Source organism: Pseudomonas sp. B8(2017) (assembly GCF_002113575.1).
Classification (GTDB): Bacteria; Pseudomonadota; Gammaproteobacteria; order Pseudomonadales; family Pseudomonadaceae; genus Aquipseudomonas; species Aquipseudomonas putida_Z.
Genome location: NZ_NEIO01000009.1, coordinates 189,496 through 204,674 on the forward strand (window position 1 = coordinate 189,496; position 15,179 = coordinate 204,674).

Genomic DNA, 15,179 nt, shown 5'->3' on the forward strand with positions numbered 1-15,179 from the left:
CCACAGATACCCCGCAATGCTTGAGGCAAGTGTGATACCTGTAGATCGCCGGCTATCCACCGGATGTACTGATCAACGTGCCCAAATGGGTGTGCCGGTTTTTCGAGTTCTACAAGGCGCCGGAGCTGATTGCCCTGGGGCGGGAGATTGCGCGGGATACGCTGGATAACCATGAAGGGGTGAAACGCTAGGCCTTGTACTGCCTGTAATGGCCTCATCGCCGGCAAGCCAGCTCCCACAGATACCCCGCAATGCTTGAGGCAAGTGTGATACCTGTAGATCGCCGGCTATCCACCGGATGTACTGATCAACGTGCCCAAATGGGTGTGCCGGTTTTTCGAGTTCTACAAGGCGCCGGAGCTGATTGCCCTGGGGCGGGAGATTGCGCGGGATACGCTGGATAACCATGAAGGGGTGAAACGCTAGGCCTTGTACTGCCTGTAATGGCCTCATCGCCGGCAAGCCAGCTCCCACAGATACCCCGCAATGCTTGAGGCAAGTGTGATACCTGTGGGAGCTGGCTTGCCGGCGATGAGGCCGGAACAGGCAGCAGAAACGAAACAGGCCGCACTGGGCGGCCTGTTCGTTCATGCATCCATCACCTTAGTAACGGGTGATGTCTGCCTTGGCTTCCAGCTGCTTGCGGTACGCCGCGAAGTCTTGCTGGCCAGCACGCGACGCGAGGTAGCGGCGGATCTGCTGCTTCTCTTCGTCGGTGGCAGTAGCGCCTTCGTTGACACCCTTGAGCTGCAGTACCACCAGGCTACCGTCACGCAGCACGACGCTGCCATAAACCGGCTTGTCCTTGGCTTGTGGCTTGCCCAGGCGGAACAGCGCCTGCAGCTCGGCCGGGTCGATACCGTCCTCGCCGCGGGTAACTGCTTCATAGGCCTTCCAGCCCTGCCCTTCGTGCACACTGCCCGCTGCGATGGAACCGTCACGCAGGCCGGCAATCAGCTTGTCCGCCTTGGCCTTGAGCTCGGCAGTCGCCTTCTCCTTGGCCAGGTGCTCGCTGATGTTCTTGGCCACGGCTTCCAGCGGCAGCTGCTCAGGCTTGCGGTGCTCCTTGACGCGCAGTACCACGGTGGTTTCCGGGTCGAGCTCGATGGCGGTGCTGTTGGCACCCTCCTCTAACACTTCTTCGGAGAATGCGGCCTGCACGACCGAACGGTTGGCAGTGATGCCTTCACCACCCTCGCGGCCGAAGGCTGCGGAGGTTTGCACCTTCAGGTTCAGGTCCTGGGCCGGCTGGGCCAGGTCGGAAGCCTCATAGGCGGCATCCTGCAGCTGCTTGCTGGCATCTACGTAACGCTGCTCGACCAGCGGGATCTTCAGGTCACGGGTCAGCTTGTCCTTCAGGCTGGCGAAGCTCGGCACTTCCGGTGCCTGTACGCCCAGCAGCTTGATCAGGTGGTAGCCGAACTCTGTGCGCACCGGCGCCGAGACCTGGCCATCCTGCAACTTGTACAGTGCATCTTCGAACGCCGGGTCGTAAACGCCCGGGCCGGCGAAGCCAAGGTCACCGCCACTGTTGGCCGAACCCGGGTCCTGGGAGAACTCCTTGGCCAGCGCGGCAAAGTCTTCACCCTTGGCCAGACGCTGCTCGATCTCGTCGGCGCGGGCCTTGGCCTGGGCGTCGGTGACCTTGTCGTTGACCTCGATGAGGATGTGCGCGGCATGGCGCTGCTCGGCGAGGTTGGCGATTTCCTTCTCGTACTGGGCCTTGAGCTCTTCGTCGGTCACCTTGACCTGATCGAAGAACACCGACTTCTTCAGCTCGATGTAGTCGATCACCACCTGGTCTGGCGACATGAACTCCTTGGCGTGCTGGTCGTAGTGCGCCTTGATCTCTTCATCGCTGACCTTGACCGCGGCCGGGTCGGCCTTGAAGGTCAGGGAAGCGAAGTCACGGGTCTGCTTTTCGAGGCGGGCAAAGGCATCGACCTGCTGGTCGGTGACGAAGCTGCTGCCGGCCAGGCCGGTGCGCAGCTGGCCGATAAGCATTTCCTCGGCGAGCATGTCGCGGAACTGCATGCGGCCATAGCCCATCTGGCGAATGACCTGGTCAAAACGGTCGGCACTGAACTTGCCGTCCACCTGGAATTCCGGTGTCTGCAGGATCACTTGATCCAGCGCGGCCTCGGAGAAGGCGAATTTGGCATCTTCGGCGCCTTGCAGCAGCAGCTTGCGGCTGATCAGGCCTTTCAGTGCCTCTTCGCGCAGCAATTTGTCGTCCAGCAGCGCCGGGTCGAAATCCTTGCCCAACTGTTGCATCAGCTGACGGCGCTGCATGTCGGCCGCCTGGCTCAGCTCGTTCTGGCTGATGGTCTGGCCGTTCACCTTGGCGGCGTCCTGGCTATGTGTGGCGGCCTGGAAAATGGCTTCGAAGCCGGTCAACGCCATCAACACGACGATAAGGCCGATGATGGTCTTGGCAATCCAACCTTGTGAATTGTCCCTGATATTTTGCAGCATGCGTCCCCCAGAAACGGCTGTACCACTGCGTCGACAACCGCGGAGCGTGGGTAGAAACCTGATAAAAGAAAGGCGCATCCGAGGATGCGCCTTTTCTTAGCAAACGTGTCAGGCGGGAACGTTTGCGCCCCGCCATCACCGTGCTCGGACCTGGCCAGGCCGGGTCCGGCTGAAAGAGACGACTTAGTTGACGGCGTCTTTCAGGCCTTTGCCAGCCTTGAAGCCTGGAACCTTGGCGGCAGCGATCTTGATCGCGTTACCGGTTTGCGGGTTGCGGCCGGTGCGCTCTGCACGCTCCTTGACCGAGAAGGTACCGAAACCAACCAGTACCACATCGTCACCTTGCTTCAGGGCGCCGGTGACGGATTCGATGACTGCGTCCAGCGCACGGCCGGCTACAGCTTTCGGGATGTCAGCAGATGCGGCGATAGCGTCAATCAGTTCCGACTTGTTCACTCTAAGTCCCCTTATTTCTCTATTGAGTTTGTTTCTAAGTATGTAATGAAAAGCTTATGAAACGTGCGCTGGGTGGCCTGATGACAATAGCGTGCCGCTTTATAGCAAGGCCCCGAAAAAACTGTCAAGGAAAGCCCCCCAGCCAAAAACTACTAGTGCGTGCTAATTCTTTCCTTAGCATCGCCGTCGCGCTTTTCATCTTTCGCGACAATCTCCGGAGCCACATCTGGCAAGGGCTCCGGGGCGTATTGCAGCGCAATTTGCAGGACTTCGTCAATCCATTTGACCGGTTTGATCTGCAGATCCTGTTTGATATTTTCCGGAATCTCCTTCAGATCGCGAACATTCTCCTCGGGAATGATCACCGTCTTGATCCCGCCACGGTGTGCCGCCAGCAGTTTTTCCTTCAACCCGCCAATGGCCAGCACCTGGCCACGCAGGGTGATTTCGCCGGTCATGGCCACATCGGCACGTACCGGAATCTGCGTCAGCGCCGACACCAGCGCGGTGCACATGCCGATACCGGCACTCGGGCCGTCCTTCGGCGTGGCGCCTTCCGGCATGTGGATATGGACGTCGTGCTTCTCGTGGAAGTCGGCGGCGATACCCAGGCTGCGGGCACGGCTGCGCACCACGGTCTGCGCGGCGGTGATCGACTCGACCATGACGTCGCCCAGCGAGCCGGTCTTGATCAGCTGGCCCTTGCCGGGGATGACCACGGCTTCGATGGTCAGCAGTTCGCCGCCCACCTGGGTCCAGGCCAGGCCGGTAACCTGGCCGATCTGGTCCTGCTGCTCGGCCAGGCCGTAGCGGAACTTGCGCACACCCAGCAGGTGTTCCAGCTGCTCGCTGGCCACCTTGACCTTGACCTGCTTCTGCCCGGTATGTTCCTTGACCACCTTGCGGCAGACCTTGGCGATTTGCCGCTCCAGGCCACGCACACCGGCTTCGCGGGTGTAGAAGCGGATGATGTCGCGGATCGCCGAGACGTCGACTTCCAGCTCGTCCTTCTTCAAGCCGTTGGCCTTGACCTGCTTGGGCACCAGGTACTTGACCGCGATGTTGATCTTCTCGTCCTCGGTGTAGCCCGGCAGGCGGATGACTTCCATCCGGTCGAGCAGCGCCGGCGGGATGTTCATCGAGTTCGAGGTGCACAGGAACATCACGTCCGAGAGGTCGTAGTCGACCTCCAGGTAGTGGTCGTTGAAGTTGTGGTTCTGCTCCGGGTCGAGCACTTCGAGCAGTGCCGAGGCCGGATCGCCACGCATGTCGCTGCCCATCTTGTCGATTTCGTCCAGCAGGAACAGCGGGTTACGCACCCCCACCTTGGTCATCTTCTGGATCAGGCGGCCAGGCATGGAACCGATGTAGGTACGGCGGTGACCACGGATCTCGGCCTCGTCACGCACACCACCCAGGGCCATGCGCACGAACTTGCGGTTGGTGGCAGCGGCGATCGACTCGGCCAGCGAGGTCTTGCCGACGCCGGGTGGGCCGACCAGGCACAGTACCGGCCCGCGGATCTTCTTGACGCGCTTTTGCACGGCAAGGTACTCGAGGATGCGTTCCTTGACCTCTTCCAGGCCGTAGTGGTCCGCATCGAGGATTTCCTCGGCCTTGGCCAGGTCCAGGCGCACCTTGCTCTGGGCCTTCCACGGCACCTGCACCAGCCAGTCGAGGTAGGACCGGACCACGGTGGCCTCGGCCGACATCGGCGACATCTGCTTGAGCTTGTTCAGCTCGGCCTGGGCCTTGGCCAGTGCGTCCTTGGGCAGGCCAGCGGCTTCGATGCGCTTTTTCAGCTCTTCGACTTCGTTGTGGCCTTCGTCGCCATCGCCGAGCTCTTTCTGAATGGCCTTCATCTGCTCATTCAGGTAGTACTCGCGCTGGCTGCGCTCCATCTGCTTCTTGACCCGACCGCGAATGCGCTTTTCGACCTGCAGCAGGTCGATTTCGGCATCCAGCAGCGCCAGTACGTGCTCGACACGGGTCGGCAGGTCGACGATTTCGAGAATTTCCTGTTTCTGCTCGATCTTCAAGGCCATGTGTGCGGCCATGGTATCGACCAGGCGCCCTGGCTCTTCGATGCTGTTCAGCGACGACAGCACTTCGGCAGGGACTTTCTTGCCCAGCTGCACGTACTGCTCGAACTGCGACAGCAGCGTGCGCACGAACACTTCCGACTCGCGCTCGGCGGCGTCGACTTCGTCGATCAGGGAAACTTCGGCACGGATGTGCCCTTCTACTTCGCTGAAACGCTCCACGGCGCCGCGCTGCTCGCCCTCGACCAGCACCTTGACGGTGCCATCGGGCAGTTTCAGCAATTGCAGCACGGTGGCAACGGTACCGACGCGGTACAGGGCGTCTTCGCCCGGATCATCGTCGGCCGGGTTTTTCTGGGCCAGCAGGAGGATCTGCTTTTCGCCCGTCATCGCCGCCTCAAGGGCTTCGATGGACTTTTCGCGCCCCACGAACAGCGGGATGACCATGTGCGGGTAAACAACGACATCGCGCAATGGCAAAAGAGGCAAGTCGAGGGTGGTCTTCATGATTTCGCCTCTACAGCGGCCTTATGGCCGGAAACCGGTGGAAATGATGCTTGGACCTAATGTGGGGGCACGCTTGGGAAATTACAAGCGCTAGCGCAGGAAAAGCAGAAAGGGGCCCGTAGGCCCCTTCTTGCTTGCAACCGTCAACCGGCCATTGCCTGGATCAGGCGTCCGGTGCGGCCTTGGCTTGCGGCTCGCTGTTCTCGTAGATCATCAGCGGCTGCGAGGTGCCATCGATGACGCTCTCGTCGATCACCACCTTGCTGACATCCTTCTTCGAAGGAATCTCGTACATGGTGTCGAGCAGCACGCCTTCGAGGATCGAACGCAGGCCACGGGCGCCGGTCTTGCGCTCCAGGGCCTTGCGCGCCACGGCCTTGAGCGCATCGCTGCGGAACTCGAGGTCGACGCTTTCCATCTCGAACAGCTTGGCATACTGCTTGGTCAGGGCGTTCTTCGGCTCGGTGAGGATCTGCATCAGCGCAGCCTCGTCCAGCTCGTCGAGGGTTGCCAGTACCGGCAAGCGACCGACGAATTCCGGGATCAGGCCAAACTTGACCAGATCGTCCGGCTCGACCTCACGCAGGGACTCGCCAACCTTCTTGCCCTCTTCCTTGCTGCGTACTTCGGCGCCAAAACCGATGCCACCCTTGGTGGAGCGGTTCTGGATGACCTTTTCCAGGCCCGAGAAGGCGCCACCGCAGATGAACAGGATGTTGCGGGTATCGACCTGCAGGAATTCCTGTTGCGGGTGCTTGCGGCCGCCTTGCGGCGGAACCGAGGCCACGGTGCCTTCGATCAGCTTAAGCAGTGCCTGTTGCACGCCCTCGCCCGAGACGTCACGGGTGATGGACGGGTTGTCCGACTTGCGCGAAATCTTGTCGATCTCGTCGATGTAGACAATGCCCATCTGGGCCTTTTCCACGTCGTAGTCGCACTTCTGCAACAGCTTCTGGATGATGTTCTCGACGTCCTCACCCACGTAACCGGCTTCGGTCAGGGTGGTGGCGTCAGCAATGGTGAACGGTACGTTCAACAGGCGTGCAAGGGTTTCGGCGAGCAGGGTCTTGCCCGAGCCGGTTGGCCCGATGAGCAGGATGTTGCTCTTGCCGAGTTCGACTTCGTCACCCTTCTTGTCACGCTGGTTCAGGCGCTTGTAGTGGTTGTACACCGCTACGGCAAGCACCTTCTTCGCGCGTTCCTGACCAATGACGTACTGGTCCAGGATACCGCTGATTTCTTTCGGCGAAGGCAATTTGTGCGCGCTGCTCTCGGCCTGGGCTTCCTGCACCTCCTCACGGATGATGTCGTTGCACAGGTCGACGCACTCGTCGCAGATAAATACCGAGGGCCCGGCAATCAGTTTGCGCACTTCGTGCTGGCTTTTGCCGCAGAAGGAGCAATAAAGCAATTTGCCGCTGTCCTCGCCGTTACGGGTGTCAGTCATTCGATCGATCCAATCCGGTAGGCTTGCAACACAAGATGAAGGCAATTGCGGGCTTTTTCAAGTCCGCAGGTAGGCGCTTTCGGCGCCCACCTGCTCTGGCACCCCGGTTCAGGAGGCCAGTTGCCGCTTGTCGTAGACCGAGTCGATCAGGCCGTACTCGGCCGCGCGCGAGGCGCTCATGAAGTTGTCACGTTCGGTGTCGCGCTTGATGGTCTCGAGATCCTGGCCGGTGTGGTAGGCCAGCAGCTCGTTCAGGCGGGCCTTGATATTGAGGATTTCCTGGGCGTGGATCTCGATATCGGTGGCCTGACCCTGGAAGCCGCCCAGCGGCTGGTGGATCATCACGCGCGAGTTCGGCAGGCAGTGACGCTTGCCCTTGGCACCTGCAGCCAGCAGGAAGGCGCCCATGCTGCAGGCCTGGCCGATGCAGATGGTCGAGACGTCCGGCTTGATGAACTGCATGGTGTCGTAGATCGACATGCCGGCGGTGACGGAACCGCCCGGCGAGTTGATGTACAGATGGATATCCTTGTCCGGGTTTTCCGCTTCAAGGAACAGCAGTTGCGCGACGACGAGGTTGGCCATGTAGTCCTCTACCGGGCCAACCAGGAAGATCACACGCTCCTTCAACAGGCGCGAGTAGATGTCGTAAGCGCGTTCGCCACGGGCGGACTGCTCGATAACCATCGGGACCAGGCCGCCTGCGGCCTGGATGTCAGAGCTCTGCTGAATATAAGAATTGCGGGACATGTCCTGCGCTCACTCCCAAATAGTCATGGCTTGAATACGCACAAGCCAGCTCGAAGGCTGGCTTGTGGGGGTTTCCTACGAGAGAAGCCTGTTACTCAGCGGCGGCTGGAGCCTGTGCTGGTTTAACGGCATCTTCGTACGAGACCGACTTGTCGGTCACAGTCGCTTTCTGCAGAACAGTATCTACAACTTGTTCTTCCAGCACAACCGAACGGACTTCGTTCAGTTGCTGGTCGTTCTTGTAGTACCAGGCGATGACCTGCTCAGGCTCTTGGTAAGCCGAAGCCATTTCTTCGATCATTTCGCGAACCTTGCCTTCGTCCGGCTTCAGCTCGAACTGCTTGACCACTTCGGCCACGATCAGGCCCAGGACCACACGGCGCTTGGCTTGTTCTTCGAACAGCTCGGCCGGCAGTTGCTCAGGCTTGATGTTGCCACCGAACTGCTGAACAGCCTGCACGCGCAGACGGTTGACTTCGTTTTCCAGCAGGGCCTTCGGCACTTCGATCGGGTTGGCAGCCAGCAGACCGTCCATGACCTGGTTCTTCACCTTGGCCTTGATGGCCTGGCGCAGTTCACGCTCCATGTTCTTGCGAACTTCGGTGCGGAAGCCTTCCAGGGTCGATTCCTTGATGCCGAACTGGGCGAAGAACTCTTCGTTCAGCTCTGGCAGCACAGGAGCGGCAACGCTGTTGACGGTGATGGTGAACTCGGCGGCTTTGCCAGCCAGGTCCAGGTTCTGGTAGTCCTCAGGGAAGGTCACGTTGACAACGCGCTCTTCGCCAGCCTTGGCGCCAACCAGGCCATCTTCGAAGCCTGGGATCATGCGGCCGGAGCCCAGTACCAGCTGGGTGCCCTTGGCCGAACCACCGGCGAACACTTCACCGTCGACCTTGCCGACGAAGTCGATGTTGACCTGGTCGTCGTTCTGCGCGGCGCGCTCGACGGCCTCGAAGCGGGTGTTCTGCTTGCGCAGCACTTCCAGCATGTTGTCCAGGTCGGCGTCAGCCACTTCGGCGCTCAGGCGCTCAACGTTGATCGACTCGAGGCCGCCAACGGTGAACTCCGGGAACACTTCGAAGATGGCGACGAATTCCAGGTCCTTGCCCTTTTCGAAGGACTTCGGCTCTACCGCAGGGGCGCCAGCCGGGTTCAGCTTCTGCTCGACGATGGCTTCGTAGAAGGAAGCCTGGACCAGGTCACCGAAAGCCTCTTGACGGGCATCGGCTTCGAAACGCTGACGGATCACGCTCATCGGCACTTTGCCTGGGCGGAAGCCGGCAACCTTGGCGCGCTTGGCAGTCTGTTGCAGACGCTTGTTGACTTCGTTCTCGACGCGCTCGGCCGGAACGGCGATGGTCATGCGGCGCTCGAGAGCGGAAGTGTTTTCAACAGAAACTTGCATGGATATTCCTCGTTGCACAGACGTTAGCCGGCGTTAGCCCGACTCCAGAATCAAGGGCAAGCATTCTAGTGAGTCGCGCAGCAGAAGTCACCCCACTCGGGACGACGGGAAACCACGCCGGTCGATTAACTTTCAAGGCCCGCACGACATAACGCCGGGCCTGTTTCAATGGGGGCCGCACGACGCCCGGGGCGACCTGCAGCCGAAATACCTTGTCAAACAACTACCAGGAACGAATTCGCTGCCTTTATTCAGGGTCGATTTCGTTGAACTGGCAGTACTCCTCCCACTCCATCCCCAGCGCCTCAGCTACCTCGCGGTGCGTCTCCAGGCGCATGGCCTGCAGCTGCTCGGGGGTTTCGGCGATCAGTTGCAGGGCCAGCTCCCAAGGCTGGATACCCTGCTCCTCGGCCGCATCCTCGAACGCCCACTCGATCTGCTGGGCCTGCTCGCGCGCATCCAGCTCACGGATCTCTTCGAGCAGCTGCGGATTGGCCTCGGCAAAGCGCTGTAGCGCCAGGGCCTGACGGGCTTCTTTTGCGATCATCGGGCTGTTCCTCTGCCGGCCAAATGGGCCGGTGTTTCAACCGGCTGAAATCTAACAGCTTTTATTGGGATGTCACTAGAGGATTGCAAGGGCCGGGCTCGATTGATTTGCAACCCGGCGAACACTCCTACAGCGCTGCGGGAAAAACGCTATCGCACAAGCGATTGCCCTGCGCTTGAATGGAGTACCTTTTTTGGTACACTTCCATGGACAGGAACGCAACAACACTAGAAGTCCGCTTCTTTCGCACCGAAGCCGGCAATGAGCCTGTACGCGAATGGTTGACCTCACTCCCCCGCACCCACAAACACCTGATTGGAACCGAGATCAAGACAATACAAATCGGATGGCCGCTAGGCATGCCCATTGTCAGGAAGCTCGGGAAAGGCCTATGGGAGGCCAGGGTCAACCTTGAGAACACGATCGCCCGGGTTCTTTTTACCGTGGATGGAAACACCATGGTCCTGCTTCACGGCTTCATCAAGAAGAGCCAGAAAACACCAGCGCCAGACCTGGCCGCCGCCAGGCAGCGCCAAGCCGCCATAAAGAGGCACAAGCAATGACCACACATATCGGCTCCGACTTCGACGACTTCCTGGCAGGCGAGGGCCTTGCAGAGGAGGTATCCGCAGCTGCCCTGAAGCGCTTGATCGCCTGGCAGATCGCTGAGGCCATGAAAGCGCAGAAGATCAGCAAGAAGGCATTGGCCGAGCGCATGCACACCAGCCGCACTGCGGTTGACCGGGCGCTCGACCAGAACGACCCAGGCATGACACTGGCAACCCTGGCCAGCGCAGCGCGAGCCCTCGGGCATCGCGTAGAGGTGCGCCTGGTACCGGAAAACAGCCCTGCCCTCGCCTGAGCGCAGCGCCACCAGATCAGGGCGCAAAACAAAAAGGCGCCCGATCTCACGATCAAGGCGCCTTCGAAGAATATGGGGTGGACGATGGGAATCGAACCCACGACAACTGGAATCACAATCCAGCGCTCTACCAACTGAGCTACGCCCACCATATTGCAGTCTTGCGATGTTGCGGTACAGCCTTACAGAAGCATGGTGCGGACGAAGAGACTCGAACTCTTACAGCTTGCGCCGCTGGAACCTAAATCCAGTGTGTCTACCAATTTCACCACGTCCGCGTAACGCTTAAAACAAAGGCGCCAGATGCTATCGAGGCGCCTTTGAAGAATATGGGGTGGACGATGGGAATCGAACCCACGACAACTGGAATCACAATCCAGCGCTCTACCAACTGAGCTACGCCCACCATATTGCATTACAGCCTACTTGCTTGCCAAAGCTGCCTAATGGCGCACCCGGCAGGACTCGAACCTGCGACCATCCGCTTAGAAGGCGGATGCTCTATCCAGCTGAGCTACGGGCGCTTAAGCTTGAAGCCTAACCGAACGAGACCTTAACAGGTAACTGCTAAACCACTCATTCTGCCCGACTTAGCCAACCAGTGCTAGGCTGTGCCCGACAAGTGCGGCGAATCTTATAGGCGGGCCTGATAGTCGTCAACACCTTTCTCAAAAAAATTTAAATTATTTAAGGGCTTAGGGGATTTGCCCGACCACCCGCCTTTGCCCTTGGCCCATGTCGTGCGAGAATGCGCCCTCTTTAATTGTTTCCTTCTCGATGGTTAATCACGCGTCTATGACTGCACACCTAATCGATGGCAAGGCGATCGCCGCCAGCCTGCGCCAGCAGATCGCTCAACGTGTCGTGGAGCGTCGCCAGCAAGGCCTGCGTACGCCGGGCCTGGCGGTGATCCTGGTCGGCACCGACCCCGCCTCCCAAGTCTATGTCTCGCACAAGCGCAAGGACTGCGAAGAGGTCGGCTTCATTTCGCAGGCGTTCGACCTGCCCAGCGAAACCACGCAGCAGGCCCTGACCAAGCTGATCGACCGCCTCAATGACGACCCGGCCGTCGACGGTATCCTGCTGCAGTTGCCACTGCCGGCGCACCTGGACGCCTCGCTGCTGCTCGAGCGCATCCGCCCGGACAAGGACGTGGACGGCTTCCACCCGTACAACATCGGCCGCCTGGCCCAGCGCATCCCGCTGCTGCGCCCGTGCACGCCGAAGGGCATCATGACCCTGCTGGAAAGCACCGGCCAGGACCTGTACGGCATGAACGCGGTCATCGTCGGCGCCTCCAACATCGTTGGCCGCCCGATGGCCATGGAGCTGCTGCTGGCCGGCTGCACCGTGACCGTCTGCCACCGCTTCACCAAGGACCTCCCCGGCCATGTCGGCCGCGCCGACCTGGTGGTAGTGGCCGCAGGCAAGCCGGGGCTGGTCAAGGGTGAGTGGATCAAGGAAGGTGCCATCGTCATTGACGTGGGCATCAACCGCCAGGAAGACGGCAAGCTGGTCGGCGACGTGGTCTACGAGACCGCCCTGCCGCGCGCCGGCTGGATCACGCCGGTGCCGGGCGGCGTCGGGCCGATGACCCGCGCATGCCTGCTGGAGAACACGCTGTATGCGGCGGAAGAGCTGCACAAGTAATACCGCGTGATATGAAAACGGCACCTCTGGCAGGTGCCGTTTTTTTTGCCCGTAAAATATGCACTGGCTTTACCGGCCTCTTCGCGGGCTTGCCCGCTCCCACAGGTACTGCGCGGGGTACTTGTGGGAGCGGGCAAGCCCGCGAAGAAGCCAGCGCGGTATTCAGCCGGTCACTTCCTGGCCGCCTCCCACGACTTCAGCAGTTCGTTGTAGCTGACCGTCTCGCCCTTGGGCTTTTCGTTGGCCAGTTTCGGTTTCGGCGCCCCGGGCTGGTCGAACCAGTACTGGGCGTCCTTCTCCGGGTTCAGCTTCGGTGCGCAGGTGGCCTGGGCGTTGGACCGCTGCAAGCGCTCCATCATCCGGTCCTGGTCGCGCGCCAGGCCGTCCAGCGCTTCCTGCGGGGTCTTCTCGCCACTGGCCACTTCGGCGATGTGGCTCCACCACAACTGCGCCAACCGCGGGTAATCCGGCACGTTGGTGCCGGTCGGTGTCCACTGTACCCGCGCCGGGCTGCGGTAGAACTCCACCAGCCCGCCCAGCTTGGGCGCCAGTTCGGTCATGGCCTGGGAATTGATGTCCGACTCGCGAATCGGAGTGAGGCCGACAATGGTCTTTTTCAGCGACACGGTCTTGGAGGTGACGAACTGGGCGTACAGCCACGCAGCCAGGCGTTGCTTCTCGGGGGTGGACTTGAAGAAGGTCCACGAACCGGTGTCCTGGTAGCCCAGCTTCATCCCCTCCTCCCAGTACGGCCCCTTCGGCGAGGGCGCCATGCGCCACTTCGGCGTGCCGTCGGCGTTCACCACCGGCAAACCGGGCTTGGTCATGTCGGCGGTAAACGCGGTGTACCAGAAGATCTGCTGGGCGATATTGCCCTGGGCCGGCACCGGGCCGGCTTCGGAGAAGGTCATGCCCTGGGCTTCCTTGGGCGCATAGGCACGCATCCAGTCCACGTACTTCTGCGTGGCATACACGGCGGCCGGGCCGTTGGTGTCGCCGCCACGGGTCACGCTGGACCCCACCGGGTGGCAGTCCTCCACGCGAATGCCCCATTCGTCCACCGGCAAACCATTGGGCAGGCCTTTGTCGCCGCCACCCGCCATGGAGAACCAGGCATCGGTGAAGCGCCAGCCCAGCGACGGGTCTTTCTTGCCGTAGTCCATGTGGCCATAAACGCGTTTGCCGTCGATTTCCTTGACGTCTTCGGTGAAGAACCTGGCAATGTCCTCGTAGGCCGACCAGTTCACCGGTACGCCCAGCTCGTAGCCGTACTTTTCCTTGAACCTGGCCTTCAGCTCGGGCCGCTCGAACCAGTCGGCACGGAACCAGTAGAGGTTGGCGAACTGCTGGTCGGGCAGTTGGTAGACCTTGCCATCCGGCGCGGTGGTGAAGGAAATGCCGATGAAGTCCTTCAGGTCCAGGGTCGGCGAAGTGTAGTCCTTGCCTTCGTTGGCCATCAGGTCGGTGATCGATTCCACCTTGCCGTAGCGAAAGTGCGTACCGATCAGGTCGGAGTCGTTGACCCAGCCGTCATAGATGTTCTTGTCCGACTGCATCTGTGTCTGCAGCTTTTCCACCACGTCGCCTTCCTGCAACAGGTCGTGGGTCAGCTGTATACCGGTGATCTCGCTGAAGGCCTTGGCCAGCACCTTGGACTCGTATTCATGGGTGGTGATGGTTTCCGACACCACGTTGATCTTCATGCCGCGGAACGGCTCGGCTGCCTTGATGAACCACTTCAACTCGGCCAGCTGCTGTTCAGGGGTAAGGGTCGAAGGCTTGAACTCACTGCCGAGCCACTTCCTTGCCGCATCCTCGTACTGGTCGGCCCAGGCTGTGCCCTGCACGCTGGCCAGTACCAGCAACGCGGCCAGGGTCAAATGTCGCCTGTTGTACTTGTTGTCGAACATTGTGATCTCCCGTTTCAGTTATCCCACAGGGCCGCTCGCTCAGCCCCAGCGCAGCACCACCACCAGCCACGCCAGCGACAGCAGCGAGGCCACCCACAATGGCCACTCGCTGACGCCAACCACCAGCAAATGCAGGTAGGCGCTGGCCAGCAGGCCGATGAACAAGCGGTCGCCACGGCTGGTGACCAGCGGCAGGAAGCCGCGTCGCTCCACGCAGGGGCGGCGCAGTTCGAGCAGGGTCATGCCCAGCAGCAGCACGCCAACGGCGGCGAAGAACAGCGCCGTCGGCAAGGTCCAGGCCATCCACTCCATGCCTTGCCCTCCTCACACCCGGCCCAGGGCGAAGCCCTTGGCCACATGGTTGCGCACGAACCAGATCACCAGCATGCCCGGCAAGATGGTCAGTACCCCCGCCGCCGCCAACACGCCCCAATCGATGCCCGAGGCCGACACGGTACGGGTCATCACCGCGGCGATCGGTTTGGCATTCACCGAGGTCAGGGTGCGCGCCAGCAGCAGCTCGACCCAGGAGAACATGAAACAGAAAAACGCCGTCACGCCGATGCCGGAGCCAATCAGCGGGATGAAGATCTTCACGAAGAAGCGCGGGAAGCTGTAGCCGTCGATGTAGGCTGTTTCGTCGATTTCCTTCGGCACACCAGACATGAACCCTTCGAGGATCCACACTGCCAGCGGCACGTTGAACAGGCAGTGGGCCAGGGCCACGGCGATATGGGTATCGAACAGGCCGATCGACGAATACAGCTGGAAGAACGGCAGCAGGAACACCGCCGGTGGCGCCATGCGGTTGGTCAGCAGCCAGAAGAACAGGTGCCGGTCACCGAGAAAGCGGTAACGCGAGAAGGCATATGCCGCTGGCAGCGCCACCAGCAGCGAAATCAGCGTGTTCAGGCACACGTAGTACAGCGAATTGATGTAGCTGCTGTACCAGCTGGCATCGGTGAAGATCACCCGGTAGTTGTCGAGGGTGAACGCCTGTGGCCACAGGGTCAGGCCGCCGAGGATCTCGGTGTTGCTCTTGAACGACATGTTCAGCAGCCAGTAGATCGGCACCAGCAGGAAGAAGAAGTACAGCAGCAGGGCCAGCGATTTGCGCGTGCTCATGGC

The 15,179-nt window shown here is 60.7% G+C and carries 13 protein-coding genes, 4 tRNA genes and 1 pseudogene; 4 read left to right on the forward strand and 14 right to left on the reverse strand.

All coding sequences use genetic code 11. The annotated features are described in order from the left end of the window. Positions 1-44 precede the first annotated feature (44 nt). Positions 45-191: pseudogene (locus CAG22_RS27795) on the forward strand (alpha/beta hydrolase); the annotation flags it as partial. A 412-nt stretch (positions 192-603) separates the two neighbouring features. Here CAG22_RS27795 and CAG22_RS15665 read toward each other — a convergent pair. From CAG22_RS15665 to CAG22_RS15695, 7 genes are all read right to left on the reverse strand, one after another. After that, positions 604-2,475 carry a SurA N-terminal domain-containing protein gene (locus CAG22_RS15665; protein ID WP_025338420.1) on the reverse strand — a complete coding sequence of 624 codons (1,872 nt, stop codon included), beginning with the start codon at positions 2,473-2,475 and terminating at the stop codon, positions 604-606. A gap of 183 nt (positions 2,476-2,658) precedes the next feature. Continuing rightward, positions 2,659-2,931: an HU family DNA-binding protein gene (locus CAG22_RS15670; protein WP_003259401.1), complete on the reverse strand. Its 273-nt coding sequence runs from the start codon at positions 2,929-2,931 to the stop codon at positions 2,659-2,661. Positions 2,932-3,083: 152 nt separating this feature from the next. Further along, the gene (gene lon / locus CAG22_RS15675; protein ID WP_015269697.1) at positions 3,084-5,480 is read right to left on the reverse strand and encodes an endopeptidase La; all 2,397 of its coding nucleotides are present in this window, start codon (positions 5,478-5,480) and stop codon (positions 3,084-3,086) included. Between the two features lie 163 nt (positions 5,481-5,643). Beyond that, positions 5,644-6,927 carry an ATP-dependent Clp protease ATP-binding subunit ClpX gene (gene clpX, locus CAG22_RS15680; RefSeq protein ID WP_025338419.1) on the reverse strand — a complete coding sequence of 428 codons (1,284 nt, stop codon included), beginning with the start codon at positions 6,925-6,927 and terminating at the stop codon, positions 5,644-5,646. Between the two features lie 108 nt (positions 6,928-7,035). Continuing rightward, positions 7,036-7,677, reverse strand: coding sequence for an ATP-dependent Clp endopeptidase proteolytic subunit ClpP (gene clpP / locus CAG22_RS15685; RefSeq protein WP_003259400.1), 642 nt, complete (start codon positions 7,675-7,677; stop codon positions 7,036-7,038). Between the two features lie 91 nt (positions 7,678-7,768). Then, the gene (gene tig, locus CAG22_RS15690; protein WP_024086620.1) at positions 7,769-9,082 is read right to left on the reverse strand and encodes a trigger factor; all 1,314 of its coding nucleotides are present in this window, start codon (positions 9,080-9,082) and stop codon (positions 7,769-7,771) included. 247 nt (positions 9,083-9,329) lie between these two features. Further along, positions 9,330-9,629 (reverse strand): DUF6388 family protein, encoded by a 300-nt coding sequence (locus CAG22_RS15695; RefSeq protein ID WP_025338418.1) that lies wholly within the window; start codon positions 9,627-9,629, stop codon positions 9,330-9,332. 206 nt (positions 9,630-9,835) lie between these two features. Here CAG22_RS15695 and CAG22_RS15700 point away from each other — a divergent pair, with 206 nt between their 5' ends. Both CAG22_RS15700 and CAG22_RS15705 read left to right on the forward strand, forming a co-directional pair. Next, positions 9,836-10,192 carry a type II toxin-antitoxin system RelE/ParE family toxin gene (locus CAG22_RS15700; protein ID WP_085692157.1) on the forward strand — a complete coding sequence of 119 codons (357 nt, stop codon included), beginning with the start codon at positions 9,836-9,838 and terminating at the stop codon, positions 10,190-10,192. Next, on the forward strand, positions 10,189-10,491 hold the full coding sequence (locus CAG22_RS15705) for an XRE family transcriptional regulator (RefSeq protein ID WP_025338416.1): 303 nt from the start codon (positions 10,189-10,191) through the stop codon (positions 10,489-10,491). The genes CAG22_RS15700 and CAG22_RS15705 overlap by 4 nt, the downstream gene beginning before the upstream one ends. 73 nt (positions 10,492-10,564) lie before the next feature. On the opposite strand, the gene CAG22_RS15710 is transcribed toward CAG22_RS15705, so the two are convergent. The 4 genes from CAG22_RS15710 to CAG22_RS15725 all read right to left on the reverse strand — a co-directional run bounded on the left by CAG22_RS15710 (position 10,565) and on the right by CAG22_RS15725 (position 11,015). Continuing rightward, a tRNA-His gene (locus tag CAG22_RS15710) sits at positions 10,565-10,640 on the reverse strand. A 44-nt stretch (positions 10,641-10,684) separates the two neighbouring features. Next, positions 10,685-10,769, reverse strand: a tRNA-Leu gene (locus tag CAG22_RS15715). Positions 10,770-10,821: 52 nt separating this feature from the next. After that, positions 10,822-10,897 (reverse strand) — tRNA-His (locus CAG22_RS15720). 41 nt (positions 10,898-10,938) lie between these two features. Continuing rightward, positions 10,939-11,015, reverse strand: a tRNA-Arg gene (locus CAG22_RS15725). 271 nt (positions 11,016-11,286) lie between these two features. Here CAG22_RS15725 and folD point away from each other — a divergent pair. Further along, positions 11,287-12,141, forward strand: coding sequence for a bifunctional methylenetetrahydrofolate dehydrogenase/methenyltetrahydrofolate cyclohydrolase FolD (gene folD / locus CAG22_RS15730; RefSeq protein ID WP_085705738.1), 855 nt, complete (start codon positions 11,287-11,289; stop codon positions 12,139-12,141). Positions 12,142-12,311: 170 nt separating this feature from the next. On the opposite strand, the gene CAG22_RS15735 is transcribed toward folD, so the two are convergent. From CAG22_RS15735 to CAG22_RS15745, 3 genes are read right to left on the reverse strand one after another with little or no spacing between them, the layout of a single operon-like run. Continuing rightward, positions 12,312-14,051 carry an ABC transporter substrate-binding protein gene (locus tag CAG22_RS15735; RefSeq protein ID WP_013971878.1) on the reverse strand — a complete coding sequence of 580 codons (1,740 nt, stop codon included), beginning with the start codon at positions 14,049-14,051 and terminating at the stop codon, positions 12,312-12,314. A 39-nt stretch (positions 14,052-14,090) separates the two neighbouring features. Further along, positions 14,091-14,363, reverse strand: a complete 273-nt coding sequence (locus CAG22_RS15740) for a DUF2160 domain-containing protein (protein WP_013971877.1) — start codon at positions 14,361-14,363, stop codon at positions 14,091-14,093. 12 nt (positions 14,364-14,375) lie between these two features. Next, on the reverse strand, positions 14,376-15,176 hold the full coding sequence (locus CAG22_RS15745; RefSeq protein WP_085705739.1) for a carbohydrate ABC transporter permease: 801 nt from the start codon (positions 15,174-15,176) through the stop codon (positions 14,376-14,378). Positions 15,177-15,179: the final 3 nt, after the last annotated feature.

Coding starts and splice junctions, on each gene's coding strand:
- CAG22_RS15740 (WP_013971877.1), bottom strand. CDS start 14,363: ATGGAGTGGATGGCCTGGACCTTGCCGACGGCGCTGTTCTTCGCCGCC.
- CAG22_RS15705 (WP_025338416.1), top strand. CDS start 10,189: ATGACCACACATATCGGCTCCGACTTCGACGACTTCCTGGCAGGCGAG.
- tig (WP_024086620.1), bottom strand. CDS start 9,082: ATGCAAGTTTCTGTTGAAAACACTTCCGCTCTCGAGCGCCGCATGACC.
- folD (WP_085705738.1), top strand. CDS start 11,287: ATGACTGCACACCTAATCGATGGCAAGGCGATCGCCGCCAGCCTGCGC.
- CAG22_RS15735 (WP_013971878.1), bottom strand. CDS start 14,051: ATGTTCGACAACAAGTACAACAGGCGACATTTGACCCTGGCCGCGTTG.
- clpP (WP_003259400.1), bottom strand. CDS start 7,677: ATGTCCCGCAATTCTTATATTCAGCAGAGCTCTGACATCCAGGCCGCA.
- CAG22_RS15695 (WP_025338418.1), bottom strand. CDS start 9,629: ATGATCGCAAAAGAAGCCCGTCAGGCCCTGGCGCTACAGCGCTTTGCC.
- CAG22_RS15745 (WP_085705739.1), bottom strand. CDS start 15,176: ATGAGCACGCGCAAATCGCTGGCCCTGCTGCTGTACTTCTTCTTCCTG.
- clpX (WP_025338419.1), bottom strand. CDS start 6,927: ATGACTGACACCCGTAACGGCGAGGACAGCGGCAAATTGCTTTATTGC.
- CAG22_RS15700 (WP_085692157.1), top strand. CDS start 9,836: ATGGACAGGAACGCAACAACACTAGAAGTCCGCTTCTTTCGCACCGAA.
- CAG22_RS15665 (WP_025338420.1), bottom strand. CDS start 2,475: ATGCTGCAAAATATCAGGGACAATTCACAAGGTTGGATTGCCAAGACC.
- lon (WP_015269697.1), bottom strand. CDS start 5,480: ATGAAGACCACCCTCGACTTGCCTCTTTTGCCATTGCGCGATGTCGTT.